We start from the raw sequence: 24,115 nt of genomic DNA, 5'->3' as shown, positions 1-24,115 counted from the left end.
AATACCCACATTATCTTCCTTCCTTAGAATATTCTTCTAGGAAGGATAACGTTTAAAGGCGGAGTATCAAAAACAATTAGCTTAGCTTGACGGCTATGGGGACAGGTACCTCGTCCCACTAAAGAAGTAAGCGTCAAAAATAATACCCACCTTCTTTGGAAGATGGGTATCCATTATGATTTAAGTAGTTTTGACTGAAGATAACATTCCGATGGCAGTTCTTTGGACCAGGTGAGTATTGCGGAACGAAAAAGCCACTTGTGCAATGTTTTGAGCCACTAATTGCGGAGAATAAAGCCAGTTAATGCAAAGAAGAGAGCCACCGGTTAGACGGCTATGGGGACAGGTACCTCGTCCCAATCAGTGAAGTAGGACAAGAAAATGATCCACTTGATTACGGCCAGTGAAATATACCACTAATGACAGTCTATTTACCACCTAGTGACAAGAAATGTATCAGCAAATGCCAAGCTGTTTACCACTATGCCTAAGTATTGCGGAACGAAAAAGCCACTTGTGCGGAATTATGAGCCATCAATTGCGGAGAATGGAGCCAGTGAATGCATAGAAGAGAGCCACTAAATTTCACCAGAGACTCTCTTCTTTAATATGGTCAACGAGGAGCGACGGGCATGGGGAAATAGGCACCTGTCCCTACGTCCCTTTACTTCAAGGTTATTAACCATTCTGCAAGTTTAGATGCATCTTCTTCAGAGATTAATCCACCTGGCATGCCGCTCCCCTTGCCATTAACAATTATTTCTTGAATTTCTTCTTGTGAATACTTACCTCCAATATTCAATAAACGAGGTCCCACAGCGCCTTCTAAGTTACTTCCGTGACAACTTATACAGCTTTGTTGAAGGATATAGCTTGCTTCTTCGTATATATCAGAAGGAGAAGGTTCCTCATAAGAATAGATCTCTTCACTCGTTGTAACTTCAAATGGCTGAGCATCTTCAAACTTTCCATTTATAGAATCGACATATTCCAGTCCCTCTTCCCCGAACTGATAAATATCTACAGCAGGAAGACGGCCTCCTGTTTCATATAAGAATTCTACCCATCCATCTTGATCTATATCATAGATAAAAAGAGAAGCATTAGATTCTGCATCAACGGAAATACCAGTTTCTTGATCATTAATCTCTATTTTAATCTCTACTTGTTCATTTAGATATTCATCATCTCTCATAGGTCCGCCCTTAAACGTAATGGTATCCATTGTACCGTCACCGTTCAAATCTATCTCCTTATTCAAGGAGAAGTCCCAAATACTCTGGGGAGATAGGGTGAAAACGTCTGAAGTTATGGTTTCACTCACGTTATCAGACTCATTGGTCGCGTCTAGATATTCAATCGATTCTACCTCGCTCTTAAGAAATTTCCACTGGCCGTTTTGCTTTTTTAGAGTATGTATGAGGATGCTCTTATTGTCTCTGAAATCAGCCCCCTCTAACAATGTGGTAGTTTGAGTTAGGCGAACCTTTGCTTCATTTTCATTAATAGATAAAAACGTCATCCCAGTTACTTCTTGATTTAAGTCAAATTCATCAAACATGGTACTTAGCAATTCCAAGGTTTGATTGTAATCATCTTCAGAGGAGCTGTCTTTGTATATCGTACTCATATAGGAGTCGATATCTTCATCTTGTAGGGCTTGAATATTATGGTCAATCAGTTTAGAGATATCAACTTTATTCATTTCCACACCATTAGAAGGTGAGGATATGTCTAACTTTGTGTTAGCATTCGTTTGTTCTTGACCTGGTAAGGTAAGAGGAGGTATATAGGTTAGGATTAATACACTTATTATTCCATAGGCCACCATCATTCCTACTGAAATCAAAAGAGACCTCCAACTTCTACCACCTTTAGTCCGGATATCATCTATTAAATTGTTAATGGTTGCGTTCCTTGCCTTAAGTTGTTTGATTCGCTTCAGGGCAAACTTTTTATAGGTGTAATTTCCTGAAACCCCTAATGAAAAAGCTATACCCCATGATAATGCAGCATCTATACGCCACCCATCTATACCCGATAAAGCCACAATAACGTCGATCAAGATAAACAATGCTGCGATTATGAGAATAGTAGAATACATTTTTCGATAGCCTAACCAAAAAAGTCCTCCGAAGAAAGCTGCCCAATTCCAAGATTTTTTTCCTTTCTTCCATTTCTCCAAATAATAATCCTGTTTTTCTTCACCAACAAAATACAGTAATAATTCTTCATCTTCAATCGTTTCTTGATTAGAAAAATCTGTTTCTAAAGGAGAGTTGTTTATTTCTTGTTTGTTGCTTAGAGTGGGATGTTCGATACGATTCCCACAAGAAGAGCAAAATTGACTTCCATCTTGCAACTGTTGTCCACAATTGGCACAGAACATGTACTCACCTCTTGTATAGTTATATATTACTATTATACAGTTAAAAAAAGGAAAAAGAACGCAATTTTTTATATAACTTTAGTACTATTTTAGTCTATTTCGGTTCATTAAGAGTTTTAAAGAGAAAAGACTATTTTTTCTGGAATTAGGGGAAGGACCCTTTCATTCACTTTAAGTTATATAAATTTAATATATATATTTGGGTAACAATTTTTTAATTAGTTGATCTGCTTTTCTTTTTTCGTGTAAGCGAGTGCATTAGAAGACCCTCCTGATGATTCCCTCTCAAATAAAGTGTATATGAAAATAATTAAAGGTTATTCCGGTATTGTATGGAATTTTTATTATAGGAAAATAGACCCCCGAATAAAAGAGTTGCGATAATAATTAAATGGGGGTTATCAAAATATATTAATGAAATGGGGGATTTAACATCTATCGTTCTTTATAATGAACGATGTTCAATAGAGATAAAATAGTCTATAGGTAATGGAGGGGTTACGAAATGGAAACTGGATGGAGAATGAACAACGAACAATATCAGAAGTTATTATCTTATATAGGGTGTGGAAATTTCCCTGAAGCGGATATAATTTTTTTCGGAAACGAAGAAGGGACTGGAGGAAATACTGTAGAAGCGAATGTTGAGGCAAGGTGTCAGTATTATGGTAGAGATGAAGATGAAAATTACTTGAATTGTATTGACCGTGAAGACTGGACAAAAGGCTTCTGGGAACCTTCTGCAAGTAAAGGTGCTGCCAAAGTTAATAAATACTTAAATGAACATGGGAAAGAGGTTAATGAAAATGATTTTACCAAAGGAACATTTTTACCAACTATAGCCAGGATGTGTCTTGCCATTGAGGGTAATGAATCTATAGACTATTGGTTTCCTAAGGATGGAGATGAAAAGGCTGGTGCAAGAGATATAATCAAAAGCTATATTGTGGAGAGCCTATTCGAGCCGAAGGAAGGAGTACAAACAGCCCTAGCTGATTGGCGCCCTCTTCCTCGACCGAATGAAGGGTGGTGGGGGAAAGAGTACTGGAATATTTATCATGACGCATCTAATAGAAATCCATATTTAAAGGCTTTTAATCAAAAGAATATGAGAAATGAATGTTCTAATCACTTTAGTGATTACAAAATAGATGCTGAAGTAAGGAGTAACATTCTACAAAATGCATTTACCACATTTCCAGCCAAAATTATTATTGGGCTAGGGGGAGTTGAGTACAAAAGAGGGATATTTGAAAAGATATTTCCCGGAATCGAGTTTCTAGAAATACCAGGTCTTGAAGAAATAACTGATATGAAAAATTTTAAAGGTGAAATTACTATTAATCACAAAACGGTACATATATTTTTATTACCATATCCAGGTACGGGGTATGGTTTTGATAATAATATTAATATGTATAAGTTCTTTTCTAGAGTTATAGAAGAACATATCAATCCAATAGTATCTAAAGGGAAAAATGTAGAGACTGACTTGCAAATGGCATACAATTTAGCTTCTAAAAGTGAGAATGAAATGATTTCTGACTCCTTTAGGTTCATCGAGTCAAAAGAAGCAATCGAAATATGTAGGGCTATAATGATAAGGACACTTAATAATCACACAGATTCTGTAAAGGAAACTGAATATGTTAAAGGATATAATCTTAATGTTAAGTACCCAGCATTAGATTTTGGGATTAGTTGCAGCCATGTAGATCAAAAGTGGTGGAATCGACTTTGGTTTGAAGATCCACAAGAAAATGGAAATGTATATTGTGAGTTTAATATAGGCTTTGAAGGGTTAAGGCAACAAGCATGTTTTGCTGAACGAGAAGGGCAATTGTTTTTACTTCACCGGGGTACCAAAGTTGCAGGAATGAATATAATTGAACGTTATCCAGAAGAAGATACAATGATTATAAGGGGAGCAAAAAGAATAGTAATAGGTGAAATCACATCCAATCATTTCCCAATTCAAATAGCAAAATTTATAGGGAACGTGAGAAGACTGAGGGATTAATTTATCGTTCGTAATTCAATAAATTAGAAAAAGGAATGGATAATCAAAGAAATGGATAATCAAAGAAATACTAGAAAAATAATTATTTGTTCAGTTGGTTTCTCTGTTTTATGTAAGCAATTGAATCAGCAGAACCGTCCCGGTGATTCAAAAGCGAATGTGGATTCACTTAAAGAGCAGGATGAAGCGATCACAAGATCTTAAAGAAGGGGTAGTCATTATAAGTGAAAGTCTATGAATCTTCAACCTTATTTGAAACGATGTCGACAAGAAAAAGGGAATACGAGACGCTACGAGAACAGTTGCTCACCCTTCAAAAGGCTTTTCAAAGTATCGTAGAACTTGATGAAGCCCTTAAAGGCAAAGGTGCTGTAGCGATTAAAGGGTTTTATCAGGCTCAACTTGATGTGTTAAGTTTATGGCTTCAGCTTGTTGATCGAAATATCTCTTTTTTTAGTGAGATTCCTGAAAGGGCTGCGTCAAAAAATCTTGAAAATGAAACCGTTGAGCTGCCTTTTTTAGAAGAGGAGCTATCGAATAGCGAAAGTAGAGCGAGAGAGATGATTGCTGATCAGCAGGAAGATTTGCAACGGATTTTCGATCGCATCAGCGATATTCAACCACTACATGTTTTTTCTCGAAACGAAGTCGATCAACAACTTGATGAAGCAAAGATGAAACGAGAAAAGACGATTGAGAGCGTTGAACAATTTGATGAAGAATTAACGAGTAAGTACACGATGTTGGAAAGTGATGAGCAGGTCCTAACCGCTTTGTTCAGTGAACTAATGAATGCCTCCACTCAGGGGAGTCAGGTTTCATCGATCTACTATGATGCGGCATCTTTTCATTCGAGTGATATTTATTCGGCGATTGCTGCGAGCCAAGCAGAAGCGGCTAGCGTGAAGAAAGAGCACACTTCACAGGAAGTTAAGTCGGCTATGGAGGAAAATGAGAATCCTTTTATTAAATCGGTTAATAGTTTTAAAGAGATTGGTACTGATTTTTGGGCTGGCTTTCAAGAGCGTGGCGAAAAGAAAATGGATTCTCTCTATGACTTTGGTAACTACCTTACCTCCGGATTGTTCGACGGCGTAAGAGGTGCTGTTAGTGCAATGGACGAACGATCTGATAAAGCTATGGATTCACCTTATGACTTTGTGAACTACTTGACGAGTGGTGGAGCGGATCTTGTGAAAGGTGCAGTAAATCCTGAAGACGATTTTTCGAAAGAGCATTGGTTGAGTAGTTTTGGGCTGGCATCGATGGTTGCTGGGGCGAAGGTTGGTGTTCCTAAAATGGACACTATGAAGATGAATAGTGTCAAGCATACGCTTCACCCTGATGTTAAAAAGAGTGCCATAAAAAAGACCTACCAAAAAGTAGTGCAGGGGCCACTATTTAACACGCGAGTGGATATGAAAAAGATTGTGCGAAAGGTTCTCGATTATAAGCTTCCGTTGCGAACGAATTATGCTTTTGCAGGAATTGGTGATGTTCCAAATGGTACTGTGAGAGATTTTTTGGAGAATACTAGGGAAACGGTTCATTTTAGTGTTGGAAAGAGAGAGGTAGTTAGTGACGAGAAACGTATAGCTAATGAAATAACAAAATTAACTGTTGATGATATACCAACTGCGAAGAGTGGGAACTTCAATAAGTTTTTCAACTCCCTGAGGAGCCATGGGGACAGGTTCCTCGTCCCACTAAAGAAGAATATGGATCAGACTCACCTCTGTCATCTTTTTGATCTATGTAGGACAAGAAAATGATCCACTCGTGCCATAAGTGAGCCACTATCAAAAAATGATAGTGGCTTTAATCTTCATTTTGCAGCTAGTGAGGTTGGAGAGACAGACTCCGTGTCCCAGTTATAAACGCTAGAATTATTGTCAGGACGGCTATGGGGACAGGTACCTCGTCCCAACCACTGAAGAAGAACATAGGTTAGACCCACCTCAGCCATCTTTTGATCCACTTAGGACAAGAGAATGAACCACACGTGCCATAAGTGAGCCACTATCATAAATGATAGTGGCTTTGTATTTGGCAAGAGTTTGTAGCCACTTCCTAACGTCCCACTTTTACTTTTGTCTAGAAAATATAGATTCTCTTAAACGCCCACTATCTCTTTTAAAAAGGACGAGATGAGAGTGATGAATCAACAGATCTACCACGGCCTCAGTTAAAATAGGGTCACCAAAAACGTGATTCCATTCACCAAATTGAAGATTTGTCGTGAATCACGGGGACGGTTCTCGTGATTCCTTTTTTTAACTAGATAAATAATATTAAGTCAATCCATATAAAGAAGGTGACTGAATTATGAATATGGTTTGTTCCCCTTCTTTTTGATCTTTTACTTTAATGAATCAACAGAACCGTTCCGGTGATTCTAGTGTTTCTTCATCTCCTTATCTATCTTTAAGTGAAACAAATTCGCTATTGTGCTCATATATCCGTAGGGTAGAGGTATAATCAAAAATTGGTGTTGGCAACTTTGTTTCTAGCTTATAAACTAATTTATCCTGCTTTCCAATCCAATAAGTGATTTCTAAATTCTTTACTAATGCACCTGTAAGAGAGGTGGATAACTTTCCGGCAGGTCCGGCGAAAAAGGAGAAAAGTGGGGAGATTTCAGACATCATTTGATCTGCATTTGTTTCAACATAGATACCGACACAATCTACCCCATCGATTGTTTCTTGACCGATTACGTCTAACTTGGTATCAATTTTCGATTCGAAATACTGATTCATTGAATTGGAAGGATTTAATGAGGTTGAAAATAAATCAATGAGTAGTTGTTCTTCAGGAAGATAACCAGTCAAATCCCAAGAATCTGTAGACTGATCATAAATACCGTACTCGGAGGTACTAAAATAAATCTGTTCTGTGGAAGGTTGTATTCCTGTTCCCTCAGCAGCAATGGTCATATAGGCTTCAATAATGATACCTTCATCCATCTTCGCCTGAGAATCATTCGTAGCGTTGTAAGTATAAGGAATTCCTGCAAGGTTACCTTCGAAATTTATCTTCCCCTCCGTTTTCATAGATTCAATCTCCATCATATTCTCTTGTGCCTCTTTCATGAGTTTCTCTGGATCGATAAACTGATTACTAACAAATGATGGCATGCTACACCCACTTACAATGAACAGACATAGAATGAGCATCTTCCCCCGCATTTGTCCATCTCCCCCTTATACATGACGTTTATACGTTGACTTGCACCAATCATTGTCAACCCTCTTAACGTATTTTAGAGAGCGTTTCTTTAGAACGTACTACTCTCTTAAATTCCATTCATCCATAAAATAAGGTATATATTTACTGTTTGATAATTATAAATAAATTATTGATTTATTTTTTTACGAGAAAACGAGAGAGGGGCTGAGGTCATGTATTGTGAAACTTGTAAAGTAATTCAAAGCGGGGGAGGGAAATATTGTGGAAAGTGTGGTACCCCCTTGGTTACTGTAGGTATTGAAGGGGAGAGTAGGTCAACTTATGAAATTGCAAATAACCAAATAACCCCATCCGGAGTGAACGTTAATCTTAGCAATATAAAGAACACTTCAAGTTCTTATTTTGCTCTATTTAAAAAGGTGTTGAAAAAACCTTATGGAGAAGCTCAATACGTTGGAGCTGAACAAATTCTTAATGCAATGATAACCGTGTGTTTATATGCTTTATTTTTACCTTTAATGGTTTACTTTGGGGCTAAAGAATACACAGAGTATATCGAAAATCCATTTTTAAATGTTGTTCTTAAACCTGCATTTGGGTATGCTATTTTTATTTTATTAGTAGGCACTTATACATTTGTGTCTATCAAACTTGGAAAAGGAAACGCGAGCTATAAAGAAGTTATATCCAGGTTCGGTGTATTTCTTATTCCATTTTTGGGTCTATTTGTAGTAGCATTTGTTATGGCAGTTTTGCAAATAAAGTTTTTTGCCGTTGTATTACTACTAGGATTTTTAGGTTCCCTCTTAACCGTTCCACCAATGGTCATCACAACGTTTAGCAAAAATACAATGTCAGGATTGGATTTGGTTTATTGTACGCTTGCCACCTATTTAGCAATGTTGATTACGCTGGGGATAATGGCCAATGTCCTTTTTTCTGCATTGGAAGAGATGCTCCAGAATTTCATGCTTTTCTAAACTTGAATCACGGTGAATCACGGGGACGGTTCTCGTGATTCATTTTCCGAGAGCCATTGGGACAGGTTCCTCGTCCCAATCAGTGAAGTAGGACAAGAAAATGGTCCACTTGATTACGGCCAGTGAAATATACCACTAATGACAGTCTATTTACCACCTAGTGACAAGAAATGTATCAGCAAATGCCAAGCTGTTTACCACTATGCCTGAGTATTGCGGAACGAAAAAGCCACTTGTGCGAAGTTTTGAGCCATCAATTGCGGGAGGGACTGGGGACAGGTACCTCGTCCCACTGGATCTGTTCAAGCAAGCGAAAATATTATACGCTGAAGAAGTAATGAAGGAAACCCGCTGAGTTAGCTGATGCAGCCGCTTGGTGGGCATTTTTGTTGTAATGAAATGTTTTATTTTGGGACAAGACGTGTCCCCACAGGAATTACCGAGCTGAAACATGACTATTAAGTTTAATCAGTACATGATTCCCCTACTATTAGCTCATTTTTTATGAAAAATTATTGATTGGAAATAAATTGAATTGGGTAAATGGTAAGATAGATATCGGGATAAATCCTTTTATGAAGAGGATTTCATATTGAAGGTATTGAGGTGAAGGCATGGGGATTTATGGTGAGTTAAGTAGTCTTCAAGGACTGTTAAATGGAAAATCGAGTGAAATAGCTGATAACTTGCGCAGGCTACGAGAAGCGAGAGCTGAAATTAATCGTGAACAAAATTTGTTACTTGGGGAAATTCGGAATTTGCGACGACCTGATTTATCAGATCAATGGGTGGGACCACTCTCCGATAAATATGATGCTAATCGAGAGGCTTCCTATCAATTCATGGTTCAGATAGGGAATGAGCAGTACGATCTGTACCAAAGGGTCATAGACTCTCGGATTCACACTCTTGAAGCGCAGCAAAGTCACTATAGCTTTCTGGGGAGTCTCGCACACGAAGCAGAATCTTTGTTACATAAAGGTGGAGATTATGCGGAAGATTTATCAGCAAAAATCAATCATATAAAAGGGAGGATTTTCTGATGTATAAAGCCGTTTCAGGCGGAGGATCTTCTACGGAGATTAAACTCAATTATTCAGAAGTGATGACGAAATTGGAAGAAGCGAAAAATGCCGTTCAACATCTCACGTTACCAGAGCCTTCAGCAGGTCAACTGGGGCGTAACAAAATGAACTATACAGATGCCTGGATTAATCGTGAACAAAACCTCCAAAGTTTAATGAAGGATTATATGACGGTTGTCCAAAAAAACTTAGAGGATACGAAAGCGAATGTGGATTCACTTAAAGAGCAGGATGAAGCGATCACAAGATCTTAAAGAAGGGGTAGTCGTTATAAGTGAAAGTCTATGAAGCTTCAACCTTATTTGATACGATGTCGACAAGAAAAAGGGAATACGAGACGCTACGAGAACAGTTGCTCACCCTTCAAAAGGCTTTTCAAAGCATCGTTGAACTTGATGAAGCCCTTAAAGGCAAAGGTGCCGATGCGATTAAAGGGTTTTATCAGGCTCAACTTGATGTGTTAAGTTTATGGCTTCAGCTTGTTGATCGAAATATCGCTTTCTTTAGTGAGATTCCTGAAGGGGCTGCGGCAAGAAATCTTGAAAACGAAACCGTTGAGCTGCCTTTTCTAGAAGATGAGCTATCGAATAGTGAAAGTAGAGCGAGAGAAATGGTTGCAGAGCAGCAGGAAGATCTGCAGCGGATTTTCGATCGCATCAGCGACATTCAACCACTACAAGTATTCTCAAGAAATAAAGTCGATCAACATCTTGATGAAGCAAAGGTGAAACGAGAAAAGACGATCGAGAGCGTTGAACAATTTGATGAAGAATTAACGAGTAAGTACACGATGTTGGAAAGCGATGAGCAAGTCCTAACCGCTTTGTTCAATGAATTAATGAATGCATCGAGTCAAAGGAATCAGGTTTCATCGATCTACTACGACGCCGCATCTTTTCATTCGAGTGATATTTATTCGGCGATTGCTGCGAGCCAAGCGGAAGCGGCTAGCGTGAAGAAAGAGCAAACTTCACAGGAAGTTAAGTCGACTGTGGAGGAAAACGAGAATCCTTTTATTGAATCGGTTAATAGTTTTAAAGAGATTGGTACTGATTTTTGGGCTGGCTTTCAAGAGCGTGGGGATAAGAAAATGGATTCTCTTTACGACTTCGGGAATTACCTCACCTCCGGATTGTTCGATGGCGTAACAGGTACTGTTAGTGCAATGGACGAACGATCTGATAAAGCTATGGATTCACCTTATGATTTTGTGAATTACTTGACGAGTGGTGGAGCGGATCTGGTGAAAGGTGCTGTGAACCCAGAAGACGATTTTTCGAAAGAGCATTGGTTGAGTAGTTTTGGGCTGGCTTCGATGGTAGCAGGGGCAAAGGTGAGTGTACCTAAAAGCGGCACCGCAAAAATGAGCAATATCAAGCATACGGTTCATCCGGATGGAACAAGGAAAGTTATGAAAGAGACTTACCAAAAAGTGGTGCGTGGGCCACTGATTAATACGCGAGTGGATATGAAAGAGATTGTGCGAAAGGTCCTCGATTATAAGGTTCCGTTTCGTACGAAGTATTCATTTGCGGGAGTTGATGATGTTTCTGATTTTGCAGTGAGAGATATGTTGAACGATGCTAAAGAAACACTTCACTTTAGTAGTGGGAAGAGGAAGGGAAGTACTGAAGGGTCTAATAAAACTATCACTGGGACAAGTGGGATTAAGACATTGGTTAAAAGTGGAGAACAGTTTACCAATGGTAGGAAAAATAGATTAAAATCCCATATTAGGTATATTACTGGGGAATATGATTATATTTATGAAACTGATAATGCCGGTAGGATTGTAAGTTTTGCAACCGAAAATTTACAATTAACATCAAGAACAGAGAGACTATCACACAGCAAAAATACTCTTGGTAAAGTAAAAGGGCAAGATCACGCCGGGCATTTAGCGGGTGATAGATTTGGAGGGTCACCTAAAATAGATAATTTGGTATCACAATTGAGTGAGGTTAACTTAATACAATATAAGAAAATAGAAGAAGAATGGGCTACAGCTTTGAAAGAGGTTCCTCCTAAAAAAGTAACGACTGATGTGGAAATTATTTACGATGGGAATGATGTGCGACCTCAGAAGTTTATTGTTAATTATACAATTGATGGTGAGTGGTACTTTAAAATTATTAAAAATACTAAGGAGTGAAAATTATTTATGAAAGAATTTGAAGATAAGTTCAGTGAATTGCAAGCAGATATGATATCAATTTGCATGGAATATGTGGAAGATAGAGCGGATAAAGTATATGTATATGCTTCGCGAGAGGAAGGGATTATTTCAAGTAAGTTTTTTTACTTGGTTAATAATAAGTATGTAAAGCCCCATAATTTAAACGATGCATTAGAAGCCGGGGATAAAAAATTTGATGTATCACCAAAGAAAGGTTTCATGGTATTACGTATAATAAGTGAAGATATTGAAAAGATTGAAGAATTGTGTAGGGAGTATAATCGAGATATACCAACAGAGATGAAGTTAATCTATGACGTTAAGAGTAGAAACTTTAAAGCAGATTATAAGTATGAATTAGTATATACGCACGATGATGTTAAAACGGCAGATCATGTTGCTGAAGAGTGGTTTGAAGAGTTAAAGAATGATCTATGAATTATATTTTCACTGACGGCTATGGGGACAGGTTCCTCGTCCCACTAAAAAAGGACATAGGTTAGACCCACCTCTGCCATCTATTTGATCCACTTAGGAGGGACACGGGGACAGGTTTAATGTCCCACTCAAGAAGGACATGTGTTACCCACGTCTGCCAACTATTTGAGCCACTTAGGGCAAGAAAATGATCCACTCGTGTCATTAGTGAGCCATTATCACAAATAATAGTGGCTCTGATCCTAGTTTTGCAGGTAGTGAAGTTGGAGAGACAGACTAGAATAGAATTGTCAGTATTTGATGAATTGAATTTACTTCTCTCATTTAACTTATGTCATAATGAAGAAAACGCAAAACGTAAGAATATTATGAACTAATTAAGGGAGATCGTTATGAAAAAGTGTGATCGTTGTGGGAATAGTAAAGCTACCATTATTTTAACTGATGTTTGGCAGGAGCGGCTATGCGATAGTTGTTTTAACGATGTGGTTGCCGATGAAGTAGGAGTTAAGTTAGATACCATACCTGAAGAATTAGAAGTGACCGATTACTCTGGAACTAGTAGGATGTTTACAGTTCAACAGCGCCTTCATCCAGAGGGTCTATTCTTGGAGGCTACTGAGAATATAGAATATGGCTACGAGTTTGCTGTGCATGGTGAGCTAGAGTGCAATCAAACTGAATTATATGAGAGACTTTTAGATAAAGTGAAGCGTGGTGTATCAAAACAGTTTACAGAGGTAGGAGTATTTCCGGATGGTCAAAAATATCAATCCATCATTGATGATGAGGTAGTTGGACGTATAGATCACGATGAGATGAGCCCTTCTTTCCCTATGGTTTTGATAGATGGACAACCTTATACATGGGAACAATTCGGTGAGATGGTGAAAAGCTTTGAAGGATTTCAAATTCAAATGAAATTTTTTGATATGACAGACGATGTGGAGTAGGTTCATAACAGAGGTACAAAGTCTTGTCCTTTGCCACAAAAGTGTTGGCGGGACACAGGCATACTCCCGCTGTCATCCTTCTTTTCATTTTATCGCAATTTAAAATTGATTTTGTTGAAGGATTCTTTGTATTCGTGTCTAATTAATAAAAGTGCTTCCGTTTAGTGATTACACAAGACACCTCTTTTCCCCTTTTGTAGAAGTACCCTCCAGTATCCAGCCACCACATTTTTTTAACTCTTAATTCCTTTTCACTATTTCCTTCCTTAGAATTCCAAACTTATTTTCAATTCTGTTCTATTTAACAGACCTATAAGAGGTGATGTAACTCTGCCAAGAAAAGCTAGATTGAAAAGTAGCTCAGGGGTCTATCATGTTGTCTTTAGAGGGATCAATCGTCAGACGATTTTTGAAGATGAGGAGGACAAGGAAAAATTTTTAGAAGTTCTTGCCCGATACAAAGTGAAAAGTGGCATTGAATTATACGCCTACTGCTTAATGGATAATCATGTTCATCTGTTAGTAAAGGAGACAGAGGAGAGTCTTTCAATGTTTATGAAGAGGCTAAGCTCAAGTTATGTGTACTGGTACAATTTGAAATACGGAAGATGTGGTCATCTCTTTCAAGAGAGATTTAATAGTGAGAATGTGGAGAGTGATGCTTACTTTGTGACGGTGTTGAGGTATATTCATCAGAATCCCCTTAAGGCAAAGTTGGTCAGAAGTGTATGGGACAGTAAGTGGACAAGTATCCATGAGTATGTACGTATCGTGAACATTGTTGATATTGACAGGGGGTTACGTTTATTCTCTAAAGATAGAAAAATGGCTCGTCGACGTTTTATCCTTTTTATGCAAGAGATCAATGAAGATCAATGCTTGGATATCAATGAGAAAATAAAGCTTTCAGATGACCAGGTCAGGGACTATCTTCGTACAATTGGTATCATGAGCAACAGTATGCTCCAGCAAATGGATAGGGAAGATCGAAATGTTGTTTTGGCAAAAATGAAAAGAATAAAAGGGGTATCCATCCGTCAGATCTCCAGGGTGACTGGTATCTCCAAAAGCGTGATTGATCGACTAAAGTGAAGGTTGGACATGTGTTTGTAACTATATTATATATCGTCTTTAGTATTTCTAATGAAATCCTCATTCGGAGCAATTTGTCAAAAAATCATTCTCTATCATACGCATAAGGAGGAATTGGTTTGTCTTCGAACGTTACCAGTATAGGACTAAGAGGTTTGGAAGGGTATCGGGTCAGAGTGGAAGTCCAAGCAATTGATGGAATGGATGCTATCGTTATTGTGGGGTTGCCCGATGCTTCTGTGAAAGAATCAAAGGAGAGAGTAGCCGCAGCTCTTCATTCCATGAATCATTCACTTACCGACCAAAAAATTATTATCAATCTGTCTCCTGCCGAGCAGAAGAAAAACGGGCCATTATTTGACCTGCCGATGGCATTAGGCGTACTCCTCAGTTTGAAGGAAATTCAAGTTAAGCTCTCAGAAGACTTTGCGTTTATCGGCGCCCTTTCGCTTGATGGTGGCATTCAGCCGGTAGAGGGAATGTTGCCTGCCATATTGGCGGCGAAGAGGCTTGGTCTTAAGAGGTTATATATGCCTTTTGATGAGGCATTACCCCAACTGGAATTTATGGGTTTGGATATTATCTATGTTTCTTCTGTCAATGAAGTGATTCAGCACCTGTCTGGCCAGACGATTCTTTCATTTAGTCCACCAAAGATTCAAGAAGAAGCGATCATCGAGAGCACGGTTAATTTTTCTAAAATCATCGGCCACTCTTACGCGAAGCGAGCACTAGAAATTGCGGCGGCGGGAGAGCATCATTTATTCATGTCAGGTCCTCCGGGGTGTGGGAAAAGCATGCTTGCGGAAGCCTTCCCATCTATCCTTCCCCGATTGACAGAAGAAGCTCGACTTGAGGTAATGAGTTTGTATCAGCTGAATACCAGTAGTCCCGCATCTTCCCGCGAGCCACCCTTCCGAAATCCCCATCATTCTGCATCTGGTGTATCTATTATAGGAGGAGGACAGAATCCGAAGCCTGGTGAAGTCTCCCTTGCCCATAAAGGAGTCCTTTTTTTAGATGAAATAGCTGAATTCACTAAAAAGACCCTCGATATGCTAAGGCAACCCCTTGAAAGCGGAAAGGTGACGATCAGCCGTGCGCATTCAACCGTCAATTATCCCGCTCAATTTATTCTGATAGGTGCGATGAACCCATGCCCCTGTGGCTTCCTTCATTCGCTCACACATTATTGCACCTGCACTCCAAAGCAAATCATCGCCTATCAAAATCGCCTTTCAGGTCCAATCCGGGACCGGTTTGACATTCACCTCTCCCTAAAACCAGTAGATCTGCAAGCAGAGCAGGAAAACGAAAAGGAAAATTCAGATTTCATCCGAAAACGAGTAACAGAAGCAAGACAAAGGCAGTACGACCGCTATGGAGAACAAATCTGCAATGGCAGAGTCTCTTACGACCGATTAACAAAAAACAATATCATCTCAAGCAGCCAGCACCAAATGATTCGTCAGCTGTCCTTAAAGCACCACTTAAGCAACCGGGCACAGATTAAAATTATCAGACTGGCTCGAACCATTGCTGACCTACAACAGGTTAGTTCTATTGCTGATGGACATATTTGGGAGGCAGTTAAGCTACAGAAGAGAGGGGAGGAGAATGTACATAGATTAAGAGTAAGGAAGGGGTTGAATTGAAAGAGAGGGAAGGGGAATTGTGCTGTCTACTTAAGAGGGGGGAAGTACCATAATAAATTATTATTGGGACGAGGTACCTGTCCCTGCGTCCTATTAGAGAAGAAAATGAACGTCACATATTTTCAAACGCTAGTGGAGATACACTTATGGTTGAATCTGCAAATGGAGATATTGTGCTTTTCTTTAACCAATAGAGTTTTGTGAACCGCTCCCACCAAACCAGATTTGGTAGTGGGGTCATTTAGCTTCATAGACGATAGCATTTAAAAAGCTACGAAGTAGGAATTTCCTACAACGCAGCTTTTTTCAATAATAATATTAGATAGTAAATGAAAGGACAAAATACCAACTACTACTCCGACAACCATTGTGGTAGTACTACCAATAGCTAGCGTTTGTATACTTTTTCTTGAGAAGCGCATTCGTGATCAGATAGGCAAAAAAGGCAACAATTGCTATCAAGAAAATAGAAAGGGAGAGACTAAAGATGGCTTTGATGATTAATGCTCCCATTAGTGATAGGAAAGCAAATTGAATTATTTCTCCTGCTGTTTTCATAATAACTCCTTCTACTATTACCTCGCTTAATTGATGTCACTGTATTCCCAGCTGTAACCATCCGAAGCTCTCACTTTATCAAGAGTGCCGGAAACATAGATATCAGAAACACTGCTACCCTGTCCGCCAGAGTAAAGAGTGTGGGAAGTCTCGAATCACGGGGACGGTTCTTATGTTTCACTTCCGAGTTTAATTAAATATCTTTGATTACAGCCATAGAATTGAACCAGGTCAGCCATCTTTTTCATCTTTTATTCTAATGAATCAGCAGAACCGTCCCGGTGATTCCCGGTGATTCCCGGTGATTCAAGGGCTCTTTTGCTATACGGAGAGACATTTAGTACTCTCTAAAAAGCTCGACTTTATAAATTAATTACTTTTCCCTGTTTTCAGAAGGTCTTCTTGATTCATTCCGATGTCCGTAAAAGTAAGCGTCAAATGATCTGACAAATTGACGCTTACTATAGTAATAAAATTGAATTACTTAGTTTTTGTTCGGTAAGACAACTAAGCTTTGCTAATATAACTCCACTTCAAAAAGGATTGCAATGCTACAAAAAGAGAATCTTTCACCTTTTTGAGTGTTCAAGAAAGCAAAAAAACTAGATAATATTACTAAGAATAAAAGCCACAGGGAGAAATAAATTTGAATTTATTATTTATGAATAATATGGATATGGGCATGATGAATTATTCCCACTTACCTTAAAGTCCTTACTTATAAATAACCCAGTAAGAAATGACATGTTCTCCCATGAGTCATGCCAGTATAGTAGACAATGACTGTCGCCTCCATATGTAGAAATATATATAGCATGACTGGGAGTATTGTCATGAGAGCCACTAATTGAATAAGAACCATCTTTATAAAGAGAACTCCTATAGTCATAATCTATTGGAGGTGAGACAGCCTTAGTTTCTACTTGCCCCCTAATCACAAATTTTTGCATAGGATTTGATACGGAATGATGGGTATCAAAACTAATTTTATCAGAGTATTTATTTATACTATGGGGATACACATCAGACATCGAAGCATGATCAACATCTATCCCTCCACCAATACGATAACCATAAGAGGTTCCAGCTTTAGTAACTGGCATAGAATAACTTATATTACTTCCTCCATAAAACTTAGCTGTTGATACAACTTTTGTTCTATAATCATCTTGGAATAAATACGGAGTATTTCTTCCGTCACCCCCGTATGCATAATATATTGGCCATAAGGGAAGATCTACTTTACTATCTTTTATCCATGTATAGTGTGTAAGAGCATAAGAAGGTACATATTGGTAACTAGAAGACGCAGATTGGCTTTGAGAAGAACTTAGAGACAACGATTTTGAACTTATTTTTTTAAATGTATTAACATTTTTCTGCAAATCTGTTTTTAAAGAGAGTACATTATGAACTAAAGAATACTCATCGTATTCCAATTTTCTTATTATATCCTCACTTAATTTAGATGAATTTTGAGCTTTTTTCAATTCACTAATTTTATTTTTAAGTTCGTCTGGATGTATTTTCACCTTTCCCTTTATTTCATATCGATATGTTTCCTCATTATTGATGTTTGAGTCAATATATTTAAAGCCATTAACCTCTTTTATAAATTCACCATTCCTATATACTTCATAAGTAGTATTATCGTTAGGGATTTTAGTCCAATCTAAAACAATTTCATCTTTAGAAACGATACTTTGAATGTACGATTCATTTATTGCCTGCTTTGAAGCTATTTTTTCACTCGTATTGTCAATATAATTTAAAGAAGTATTAATTTGTAAGAAATCTATTACTTTTCCATCTTTATTTTTTGCAACTAACTTAAAACTATATGGTTTTTGTGGATCAAGCTTACTAGTTGTAAAATTAGAAACCGTTCCACTCCATAAAAAAGTATCCACTTTTGCACCTTTTTGATAAATTTCGTATGAAACTCCCACGGAATTCCAATCCAATATAATAGAAGATCCATCACTATCAATCTCGATTTCTAATTGCTCATTGGCATTTGCGGGTTCATTAAATACTAGTGTAAGTGTTAATAGTGCCGTTAAAAAAAATATTGATTTTTGAAATTTTATAGTCAAGATGTTGCCCCTCTCTCTGTCCCTCGACTTTTAGTTGTCCCAACCCCGTTCAAATAATAATACAATTTTATTACAATTTCAATGAAATATGGTATGCTTTCCAAAGTCCTCTAATTTGAACTTAGTTTTCCACCCCAAATATTACAAATTTACTGGAGGCACATTAATGAAATATAAGAAATTAATATTACTATTAATACCAATAATGATGATTATATTAAATCCGTACGATCCTTTAGCAGCCACGGAGAGCGTCACCTATGAAAATAAGATTAAAATGGGACAAACACACAGCTATGAGTTCTCAACGACATCTACTGGAGTTGTTGAGATTGAAGCCACAAAGATACCCCAAACTGAAGAAGTGTACTATAACATTGTTAATACAGAAACCGGCGAATCCTTCAACACAGGCGAGAATCTTCCTATAGGAGATTTTGTTTTTTATGTGGTTAATAACGGAGAAGCACAGGTTGATTATGTTTACAGTGTTACTGGAGTTGCCTTTAAAGGGACACCGAGTACTTCTTTACCTAGCTTAACGTTAAACTCACCTTCTGAATATTTCACAAGGTTATTAAAAGGTGAAGAAGCGATAAATATTGCTGGAAGTACCTCTGGTAATGATATTAAATTGCATAGACCAAATTACAGTACACCACTTTCTTTAGGTACATCTTTTTCAGAGAGTATTGGCGTTTATTTTGGTAAAAACCATCTAGACTTTACTGCACAATCTTCTTCGGGTAATAAAGTCAACAGTAGCAGGGAAGTCCTGTCTCCGGGTGTAAAACGTATGTCAGGTGCAAATAGGTTTAATGTTTCTGTTACAGCAAGTAAGGAGTTTCAAAAAACTGGATTATATGAATCATCTGTAATACTAGTTAATTATGACGCAGATGCAGATGGTACCCCGGCGATTGGCCTCTCCTACAAAGAAGGAGCACCAATTCTATTCACACTCGATGATAAAATACCATCCAATGTTAGAGATGAAATAAAAAGATTAAATCCAAATAAAGTATTCATAGTGGGTGGAACCGCAGTAGTTTCTCAAGATGTAGTAAATGATCTTTCAGAACTAGGTATAGAGGATATCCAAAGAATCTCTGGATCAAACCGCTATTCTACTGCTGTTTCAGTTGCCAATAAGGTCGTAACTAAAAACAAAACTACTGCTATAATTGTTAATGGCTTTTCTTCATCCGATCAAACCAGTGTTTCTTCTGTTGCAGCACAGAGTGAACTTCCTGTTTTATTTTCAAGTCCTAAAACGTTACCTTCTGAAGTAAAACAATTTCTACAGGAAAATCAAAACATAAATAGCTTTTATGTGATCGGCGGTACTGCTGCCCTAGAAAATACTGTGGTGGAAGAACTAAATGAATATGGAGATGTAATACGAATTGGTGGTAGTAATAGATTTGAGACTGCACTAAATATTGGGAAGAATTTTATGGTTCCAGCCAGTTCATTTGTAATCGCTAATGGTTTTAGTCCTTCTGATGGAATAATTGGAAGTTATTTAGGTGCGAATAGAGGCTACCACACTCTTCTAAGTCCAGATGATAACTTAGATGCAAATGTTGAAAACTATCTTTTAAATAACAAAGATAAACTAGACAATATCTATTTAATCGGAGGAACTACTGCGATTTCTACTGAGATACAGACTAATATAGATAATATGGTACAATAAAAATTGCCTCGGTGATTTTGTTTTTGGGGAGGGAATAAGTTGCTAAAAAGAAAAGTAAAAACGGCATTACTAACCTCTTTATTTTCATGGGTGTCAATAATTATTTTGGGTGTAATTATTGGGGTAATTTATAAAATTTCAGGCGGTGCTGATAAAATATCACCGGCAATTGGATCATTATTTTTAATTATTATACTTATTGTTCCAATAGTACTCGTAGTTGGGATACCAATTTCAATGCTTTCAGATACCCTTACAAAGAACACAAGAAGTAAGTATAGACGGCTTTACTCGCTGTCAATCCATGTTGGTTCTGGCCTCCTTCTTCATGTGTTTGTATTTCCAATTTCATATCAACCAAATATACTAAGTTATTTACTGAACTATAGCTTCTACTTAGGAATAATTGTTATCATTTCCTCGATCTTTTGGATAATTGATGAAATGAGAAAGAATAAACCTTCATTTATTGAAAACACAAACGCAAATTAATGAAATAAGCAGATCCTACTAATTCTAGGATCTGCTTATTTCATTTTAAATGGTGAATTGAGGGACCTGTCCCTCTGACTCAATATCATTATTCATTAGGATTACTATAAGAGGTGTTCCCAATGAATAGACTTGTCTTTTTTTAGACCGCACTTTCATAGACCATATTATTTCTCAAACCAGCCTTATAATAGGTGCTGGCGTTTCGAAAGAAGAGTATTGGTTATTCTTTATGACATAGTTGAGGAATACAAAGATCAGACCTCATCTATTGGTATGGATATTGAATTTTTAAATCTTTAGAACGTTTAAAGAAAAAAATAGCCCACGATAAGTGAGCTGTTTTTTCATCTACTATTCTAATATCTTTTTGATTTCATTTCCTACAACATCACTGCCACCAAGTAGCGTAAATGACTTATACTTAGAAATTAAACTCTTTGTTGAATCAGGCATTTTGTTTCCATTCACTAGAAGGATAGGAGCATTGTGTTTAGCTGCCAGAGCGGATCCAGCTAGAGCATCTGGAAAGTTTAATCCGGTTGCGACATAGGCAGAGTTCGTGCCAAGCTTTAGGTTTTCAATAATCAATTTAGCTGTATCGTAACGATTATCTCCGCCATATCGTTTAACAGAGGAAACCGATAAGCTAGATTCAACCTTCTTGCTAACAACATCAGAGCTCCCGACGATAATAGCACTTGATTTTCCTTTAAGTGCGGTTTTTGTATACGTTGGTAAGCTATCTGTTTTCGTCAAAAGGATTGGAATTCCATTACGAGCAGCATAAGGAGCAATCGCAAGTGCATCTGGGAAGTTCAAACCGTATGCTAAGACCGCTTTACTTGAATATAGTTTCTTTGCAATTAAAGCAGCTGTTTCGTAGCGATCTTTACCACCAATTCGTTCCGTTGAAATCCCCATACCTTTTATTGTTGTATTAATAGACTTGGAGACTACATCATCGCTACCAAGAATAATAACTTTCTTTGCTTTTAGACGTTTCAGTTCTGTCTTTGTTACTTCTGTTAGCTTATTTTGCTGTGTTAGTAGAATAGGTGCGTTTTCTTTATAAGCGAGTGGTGCTCCAGCTAGTGCGTCAGGAAAATTTATACCTGTTGTTAGGATAACGGTATTCGAAGTGCTCCAACCCTTTTTAGAAATTGCAACTGCTGTATCATAACGATTAGGACCTTCTAATCGAGTGACAGTAGAGGATGTAGATGTTGAAATCTTAAAACGATAAGCTTCGTTTTCTTCATCGTTGTCAGTAAACTTGACGTAATAGATGCCCGCTTTAAGCTTCTTAACTAATTTTGCATCGCCTTTTTTATCTTTTTCCGTTTCAATGTAACCTACTTGACCATCTTCTCTATTAAGAATCATCACGAGCTTTTCCTTACCTTGCGGAGTGATAAGAGTTATCGTGTCATCTTTCTTTAATTCGAATTTATAACAATCATCATCATAATAATCAGTTAGAAAACCATTATAATATTGATTTAACTGTATTGGCGTAGCAGTATCAAAATCATCATTAAATTCTTTTTCGTAATAGTCGCTAGCTGTAAAAGTTACCTTAAATTCATAGGCATTTTCTTTAACATCGCTTCCGTCGATTAAAATGTAAAAAGTACCAGCTGGTAATCCAGATGTAAGTTCACTGTTACCTTTTAATAACCGATCTGTATCAAACTGATACATATAGTTTCTTTTTTCATCGTATATCGTCATCGTTTTATTGTATAAGCCATTGTTTCCAAGTGAAAAGGTATACTTTCCAGCTTTCGAATTAGTGAATTTGTAGTAATCCCTATCTACAAAATTATCAGACAAAACACCATTATACGTTTTGTTCACCGTTAAAGGTGTCGCCTCGGAAAAATCATTATTTGGCTCTTTTTCATAAGTTGAGGTGGGGGTGAAATTAACTCTGAACCTATAAGCGTCATTTGATTCCACGCTATAACCTTCAGCTTTAATATAATAAGTTCCTTTAGCAAGCCCAATAGTGGCAGTGGTTTTCCCGCTAAACTTTTCATCCGTTATGAAACTATTGATATACTCATCTTCTATGGTGGTAACATCAAAACTAGTACTGTAATCTGTGTGGTTGTCAGCTTCAATTCTGACATAACCATCAGATGGTAGAGTGAATTTAAAATAATCTTCATCTGAATAACCGTTTATTTTACCTGAGATATCCTCGTCTACATTAATAACGTCGGCATCTGTAATCCTATTATTTGGTTCACTCTCGCTTGTGGCCGCTAATGCTATGTCCAGAGAACAGAAGAATGTTATAACGAACGATGAAACAAGTACGAACAAAAAACCTAAAACTTTACTCACATTTCCACACCCTTTACCTTTTTTTTAAAACTAGAACAAGCAAAAAAACTTCCTATTACACCTCCTTGGTGGAAACGGATTACATCGGGTATGTACATAGGTAGTATGAGCTTCCATATTTAGGATTTTACAAAAAATATCATAGCATAATTGCCCAAATATACATACTATTTTCATAGGCAAGTGGATGGGTTTTGTTCGACACTTTTTTACATACGCAGAGAAGAGAATTACGGGGACGGTTCTCATGACTCACTTTGGAATGGATATCCCACATATAGTATTCAAAGAAAACCAGTGAACTTAACCATTATACGATTAGTTCAGCTGGTTATCTTTTTTAAAAGCAAGTGAATTACTAGAACCAGCCACAATGATTTAAATTTATGAAGAGGAAAAAAACGGAAGAACGAAGAATAATATAAAAATGAAAATATTTTGGCAAAACAAGAGGTCATTTTTTATTTCATTTGTCGTTCATTAAAAAGAACAAAAGGGGGTCTTTTTTGAGAAAATGGGTTGGGTTGTGTGTGGTTGTTGGGTTGTTTGTTACGGGCTGTAGTAGTGATGCATCAACAACAGAACCAGTGGATAATATGATTAAGAAAAAAGAAGTAGAAAATGTCTCAGTTGATGAATTGCTAAATAAAACAGGGATTGCGGTTGAATACAATCAGTTGTTAATAGGAGATAAGCCAGACACCTGGAAAATACTCGTAAGGGATGATAAAACGATCGCTATTATGAATTTTATTAAAACTCTACCTGGAGGAGATTCTGCCTATAAAGCTTGGATGGGAGAAGATGATATTTCTGTGAATCACGGGGACGGTTCTCGTGTTTCACTTCAAGGTGAAGAAACCATGAAGGTATATTGATGAATTATTTGTGATATTGACTGATTACATTGTAAGACTTAAAGAAAAACCAGGTGAGCTTCA

General features: G+C 37.4%; 19 protein-coding genes and 1 pseudogene. 14 read left to right on the top strand and 6 right to left on the bottom strand.

Going from position 1 to position 24,115, the window contains the following annotated elements; genetic code table 11:
- Positions 1 to 664 precede the first annotated feature (664 nt).
- Positions 665 to 2,389 carry a c-type cytochrome gene (locus JI666_RS14035; RefSeq protein ID WP_206892919.1) on the bottom strand — a complete coding sequence of 575 codons (1,725 nt, stop codon included), beginning with the start codon at positions 2,387 to 2,389 and terminating at the stop codon, positions 665 to 667.
- A 505-nt stretch (positions 2,390 to 2,894) separates the two neighbouring features.
- Here JI666_RS14035 and JI666_RS14030 point away from each other — a divergent pair.
- Genes JI666_RS14030 through JI666_RS14020 form a run of 3 tightly spaced genes read left to right on the top strand, consistent with a single transcriptional unit; the run spans position 2,895 to position 6,181 of the window.
- Positions 2,895 to 4,409, top strand: a complete 1,515-nt coding sequence (locus JI666_RS14030; RefSeq protein WP_206892916.1) for a hypothetical protein — start codon at positions 2,895 to 2,897, stop codon at positions 4,407 to 4,409.
- Between the two features lie 51 nt (positions 4,410 to 4,460).
- Positions 4,461 to 4,613, top strand: a complete 153-nt coding sequence (locus tag JI666_RS14025; protein WP_206892914.1) for a hypothetical protein — start codon at positions 4,461 to 4,463, stop codon at positions 4,611 to 4,613.
- Positions 4,614 to 4,633: 20 nt separating this feature from the next.
- Positions 4,634 to 6,181, top strand: a complete 1,548-nt coding sequence (locus tag JI666_RS14020; RefSeq protein ID WP_206892912.1) for a T7SS effector LXG polymorphic toxin — start codon at positions 4,634 to 4,636, stop codon at positions 6,179 to 6,181.
- A gap of 312 nt (positions 6,182 to 6,493) precedes the next feature.
- On the opposite strand, the pseudogene JI666_RS14015 reads toward JI666_RS14020, so the two are convergent.
- A pseudogene (locus JI666_RS14015) lies at positions 6,494 to 6,649 on the bottom strand (ATP-binding protein); the annotation flags it as partial.
- A 174-nt stretch (positions 6,650 to 6,823) separates the two neighbouring features.
- Positions 6,824 to 7,597, bottom strand: coding sequence for a hypothetical protein (locus JI666_RS14010; protein ID WP_206892911.1), 774 nt, complete (start codon positions 7,595 to 7,597; stop codon positions 6,824 to 6,826).
- Between the two features lie 213 nt (positions 7,598 to 7,810).
- Between JI666_RS14010 and JI666_RS14005 the strand changes: the two genes are divergently transcribed.
- The 8 genes from JI666_RS14005 to JI666_RS13970 all read left to right on the top strand — a co-directional run bounded on the left by JI666_RS14005 (position 7,811) and on the right by JI666_RS13970 (position 15,977).
- A complete protein-coding gene (locus tag JI666_RS14005; protein WP_206892910.1) occupies positions 7,811 to 8,578 on the top strand; it encodes a hypothetical protein in 768 nt (255 codons plus the stop codon).
- Between the two features lie 614 nt (positions 8,579 to 9,192).
- A complete protein-coding gene (locus JI666_RS14000) occupies positions 9,193 to 9,621 on the top strand; it encodes a hypothetical protein (protein ID WP_206892909.1) in 429 nt (142 codons plus the stop codon).
- Positions 9,621 to 9,917 (top strand): YwqI/YxiC family protein, encoded by a 297-nt coding sequence (locus JI666_RS13995; RefSeq protein WP_206892908.1) that lies wholly within the window; start codon positions 9,621 to 9,623, stop codon positions 9,915 to 9,917. The genes JI666_RS14000 and JI666_RS13995 overlap by 1 nt, the downstream gene beginning before the upstream one ends.
- A gap of 20 nt (positions 9,918 to 9,937) precedes the next feature.
- Positions 9,938 to 11,815 (top strand): T7SS effector LXG polymorphic toxin, encoded by a 1,878-nt coding sequence (locus tag JI666_RS21935; protein WP_206892907.1) that lies wholly within the window; start codon positions 9,938 to 9,940, stop codon positions 11,813 to 11,815.
- A gap of 9 nt (positions 11,816 to 11,824) precedes the next feature.
- Positions 11,825 to 12,277 carry an immunity protein YezG family protein gene (locus JI666_RS13985; protein WP_206892906.1) on the top strand — a complete coding sequence of 151 codons (453 nt, stop codon included), beginning with the start codon at positions 11,825 to 11,827 and terminating at the stop codon, positions 12,275 to 12,277.
- 392 nt (positions 12,278 to 12,669) lie between these two features.
- Complete coding sequence (locus JI666_RS13980) at positions 12,670 to 13,230, top strand: DUF7686 domain-containing protein (protein WP_206892905.1); 561 nt, start codon at positions 12,670 to 12,672, stop codon at positions 13,228 to 13,230.
- Between the two features lie 348 nt (positions 13,231 to 13,578).
- Positions 13,579 to 14,322 (top strand): transposase, encoded by a 744-nt coding sequence (locus tag JI666_RS13975; protein ID WP_286170828.1) that lies wholly within the window; start codon positions 13,579 to 13,581, stop codon positions 14,320 to 14,322.
- Between the two features lie 119 nt (positions 14,323 to 14,441).
- Positions 14,442 to 15,977: a YifB family Mg chelatase-like AAA ATPase gene (locus JI666_RS13970; protein ID WP_206892903.1), complete on the top strand. Its 1,536-nt coding sequence runs from the start codon at positions 14,442 to 14,444 to the stop codon at positions 15,975 to 15,977.
- Positions 15,978 to 16,355: 378 nt separating this feature from the next.
- Here JI666_RS13970 and JI666_RS13965 read toward each other — a convergent pair whose 3' ends face one another.
- Positions 16,356 to 16,535 carry a hypothetical protein gene (locus JI666_RS13965; protein WP_206892898.1) on the bottom strand — a complete coding sequence of 60 codons (180 nt, stop codon included), beginning with the start codon at positions 16,533 to 16,535 and terminating at the stop codon, positions 16,356 to 16,358.
- A 659-nt stretch (positions 16,536 to 17,194) separates the two neighbouring features.
- A complete protein-coding gene (locus tag JI666_RS13960; protein ID WP_206892897.1) occupies positions 17,195 to 18,631 on the bottom strand; it encodes a hypothetical protein in 1,437 nt (478 codons plus the stop codon).
- Between the two features lie 166 nt (positions 18,632 to 18,797).
- Here JI666_RS13960 and JI666_RS13955 point away from each other — a divergent pair, with 166 nt between their 5' ends.
- Both JI666_RS13955 and JI666_RS13950 read left to right on the top strand, forming a co-directional pair.
- Positions 18,798 to 20,330 (top strand): cell wall-binding repeat-containing protein, encoded by a 1,533-nt coding sequence (locus JI666_RS13955; protein WP_206892895.1) that lies wholly within the window; start codon positions 18,798 to 18,800, stop codon positions 20,328 to 20,330.
- 39 nt (positions 20,331 to 20,369) lie between these two features.
- Positions 20,370 to 20,822: a hypothetical protein gene (locus JI666_RS13950; RefSeq protein WP_206892891.1), complete on the top strand. Its 453-nt coding sequence runs from the start codon at positions 20,370 to 20,372 to the stop codon at positions 20,820 to 20,822.
- 354 nt (positions 20,823 to 21,176) lie between these two features.
- Here the strand turns inward: JI666_RS13950 and JI666_RS21930 are convergent, their stop codons facing one another.
- Positions 21,177 to 23,174: a cell wall-binding repeat-containing protein gene (locus JI666_RS21930; RefSeq protein ID WP_206892890.1), complete on the bottom strand. Its 1,998-nt coding sequence runs from the start codon at positions 23,172 to 23,174 to the stop codon at positions 21,177 to 21,179.
- A gap of 506 nt (positions 23,175 to 23,680) precedes the next feature.
- On the opposite strand from JI666_RS21930, the gene JI666_RS13940 reads away from it, so the two are divergent.
- On the top strand, positions 23,681 to 24,052 hold the full coding sequence (locus tag JI666_RS13940) for a hypothetical protein (protein WP_206892885.1): 372 nt from the start codon (positions 23,681 to 23,683) through the stop codon (positions 24,050 to 24,052).
- Positions 24,053 to 24,115: the final 63 nt, after the last annotated feature.

Origin of the sequence: Bacillus sp. NTK071, assembly GCF_017303315.1 — a bacterium.
Lineage (GTDB): Bacteria > Bacillota > Bacilli > Bacillales > Guptibacillaceae > Guptibacillus.
This window is presented reverse-complemented; position numbering and strand designations above follow the sequence as displayed.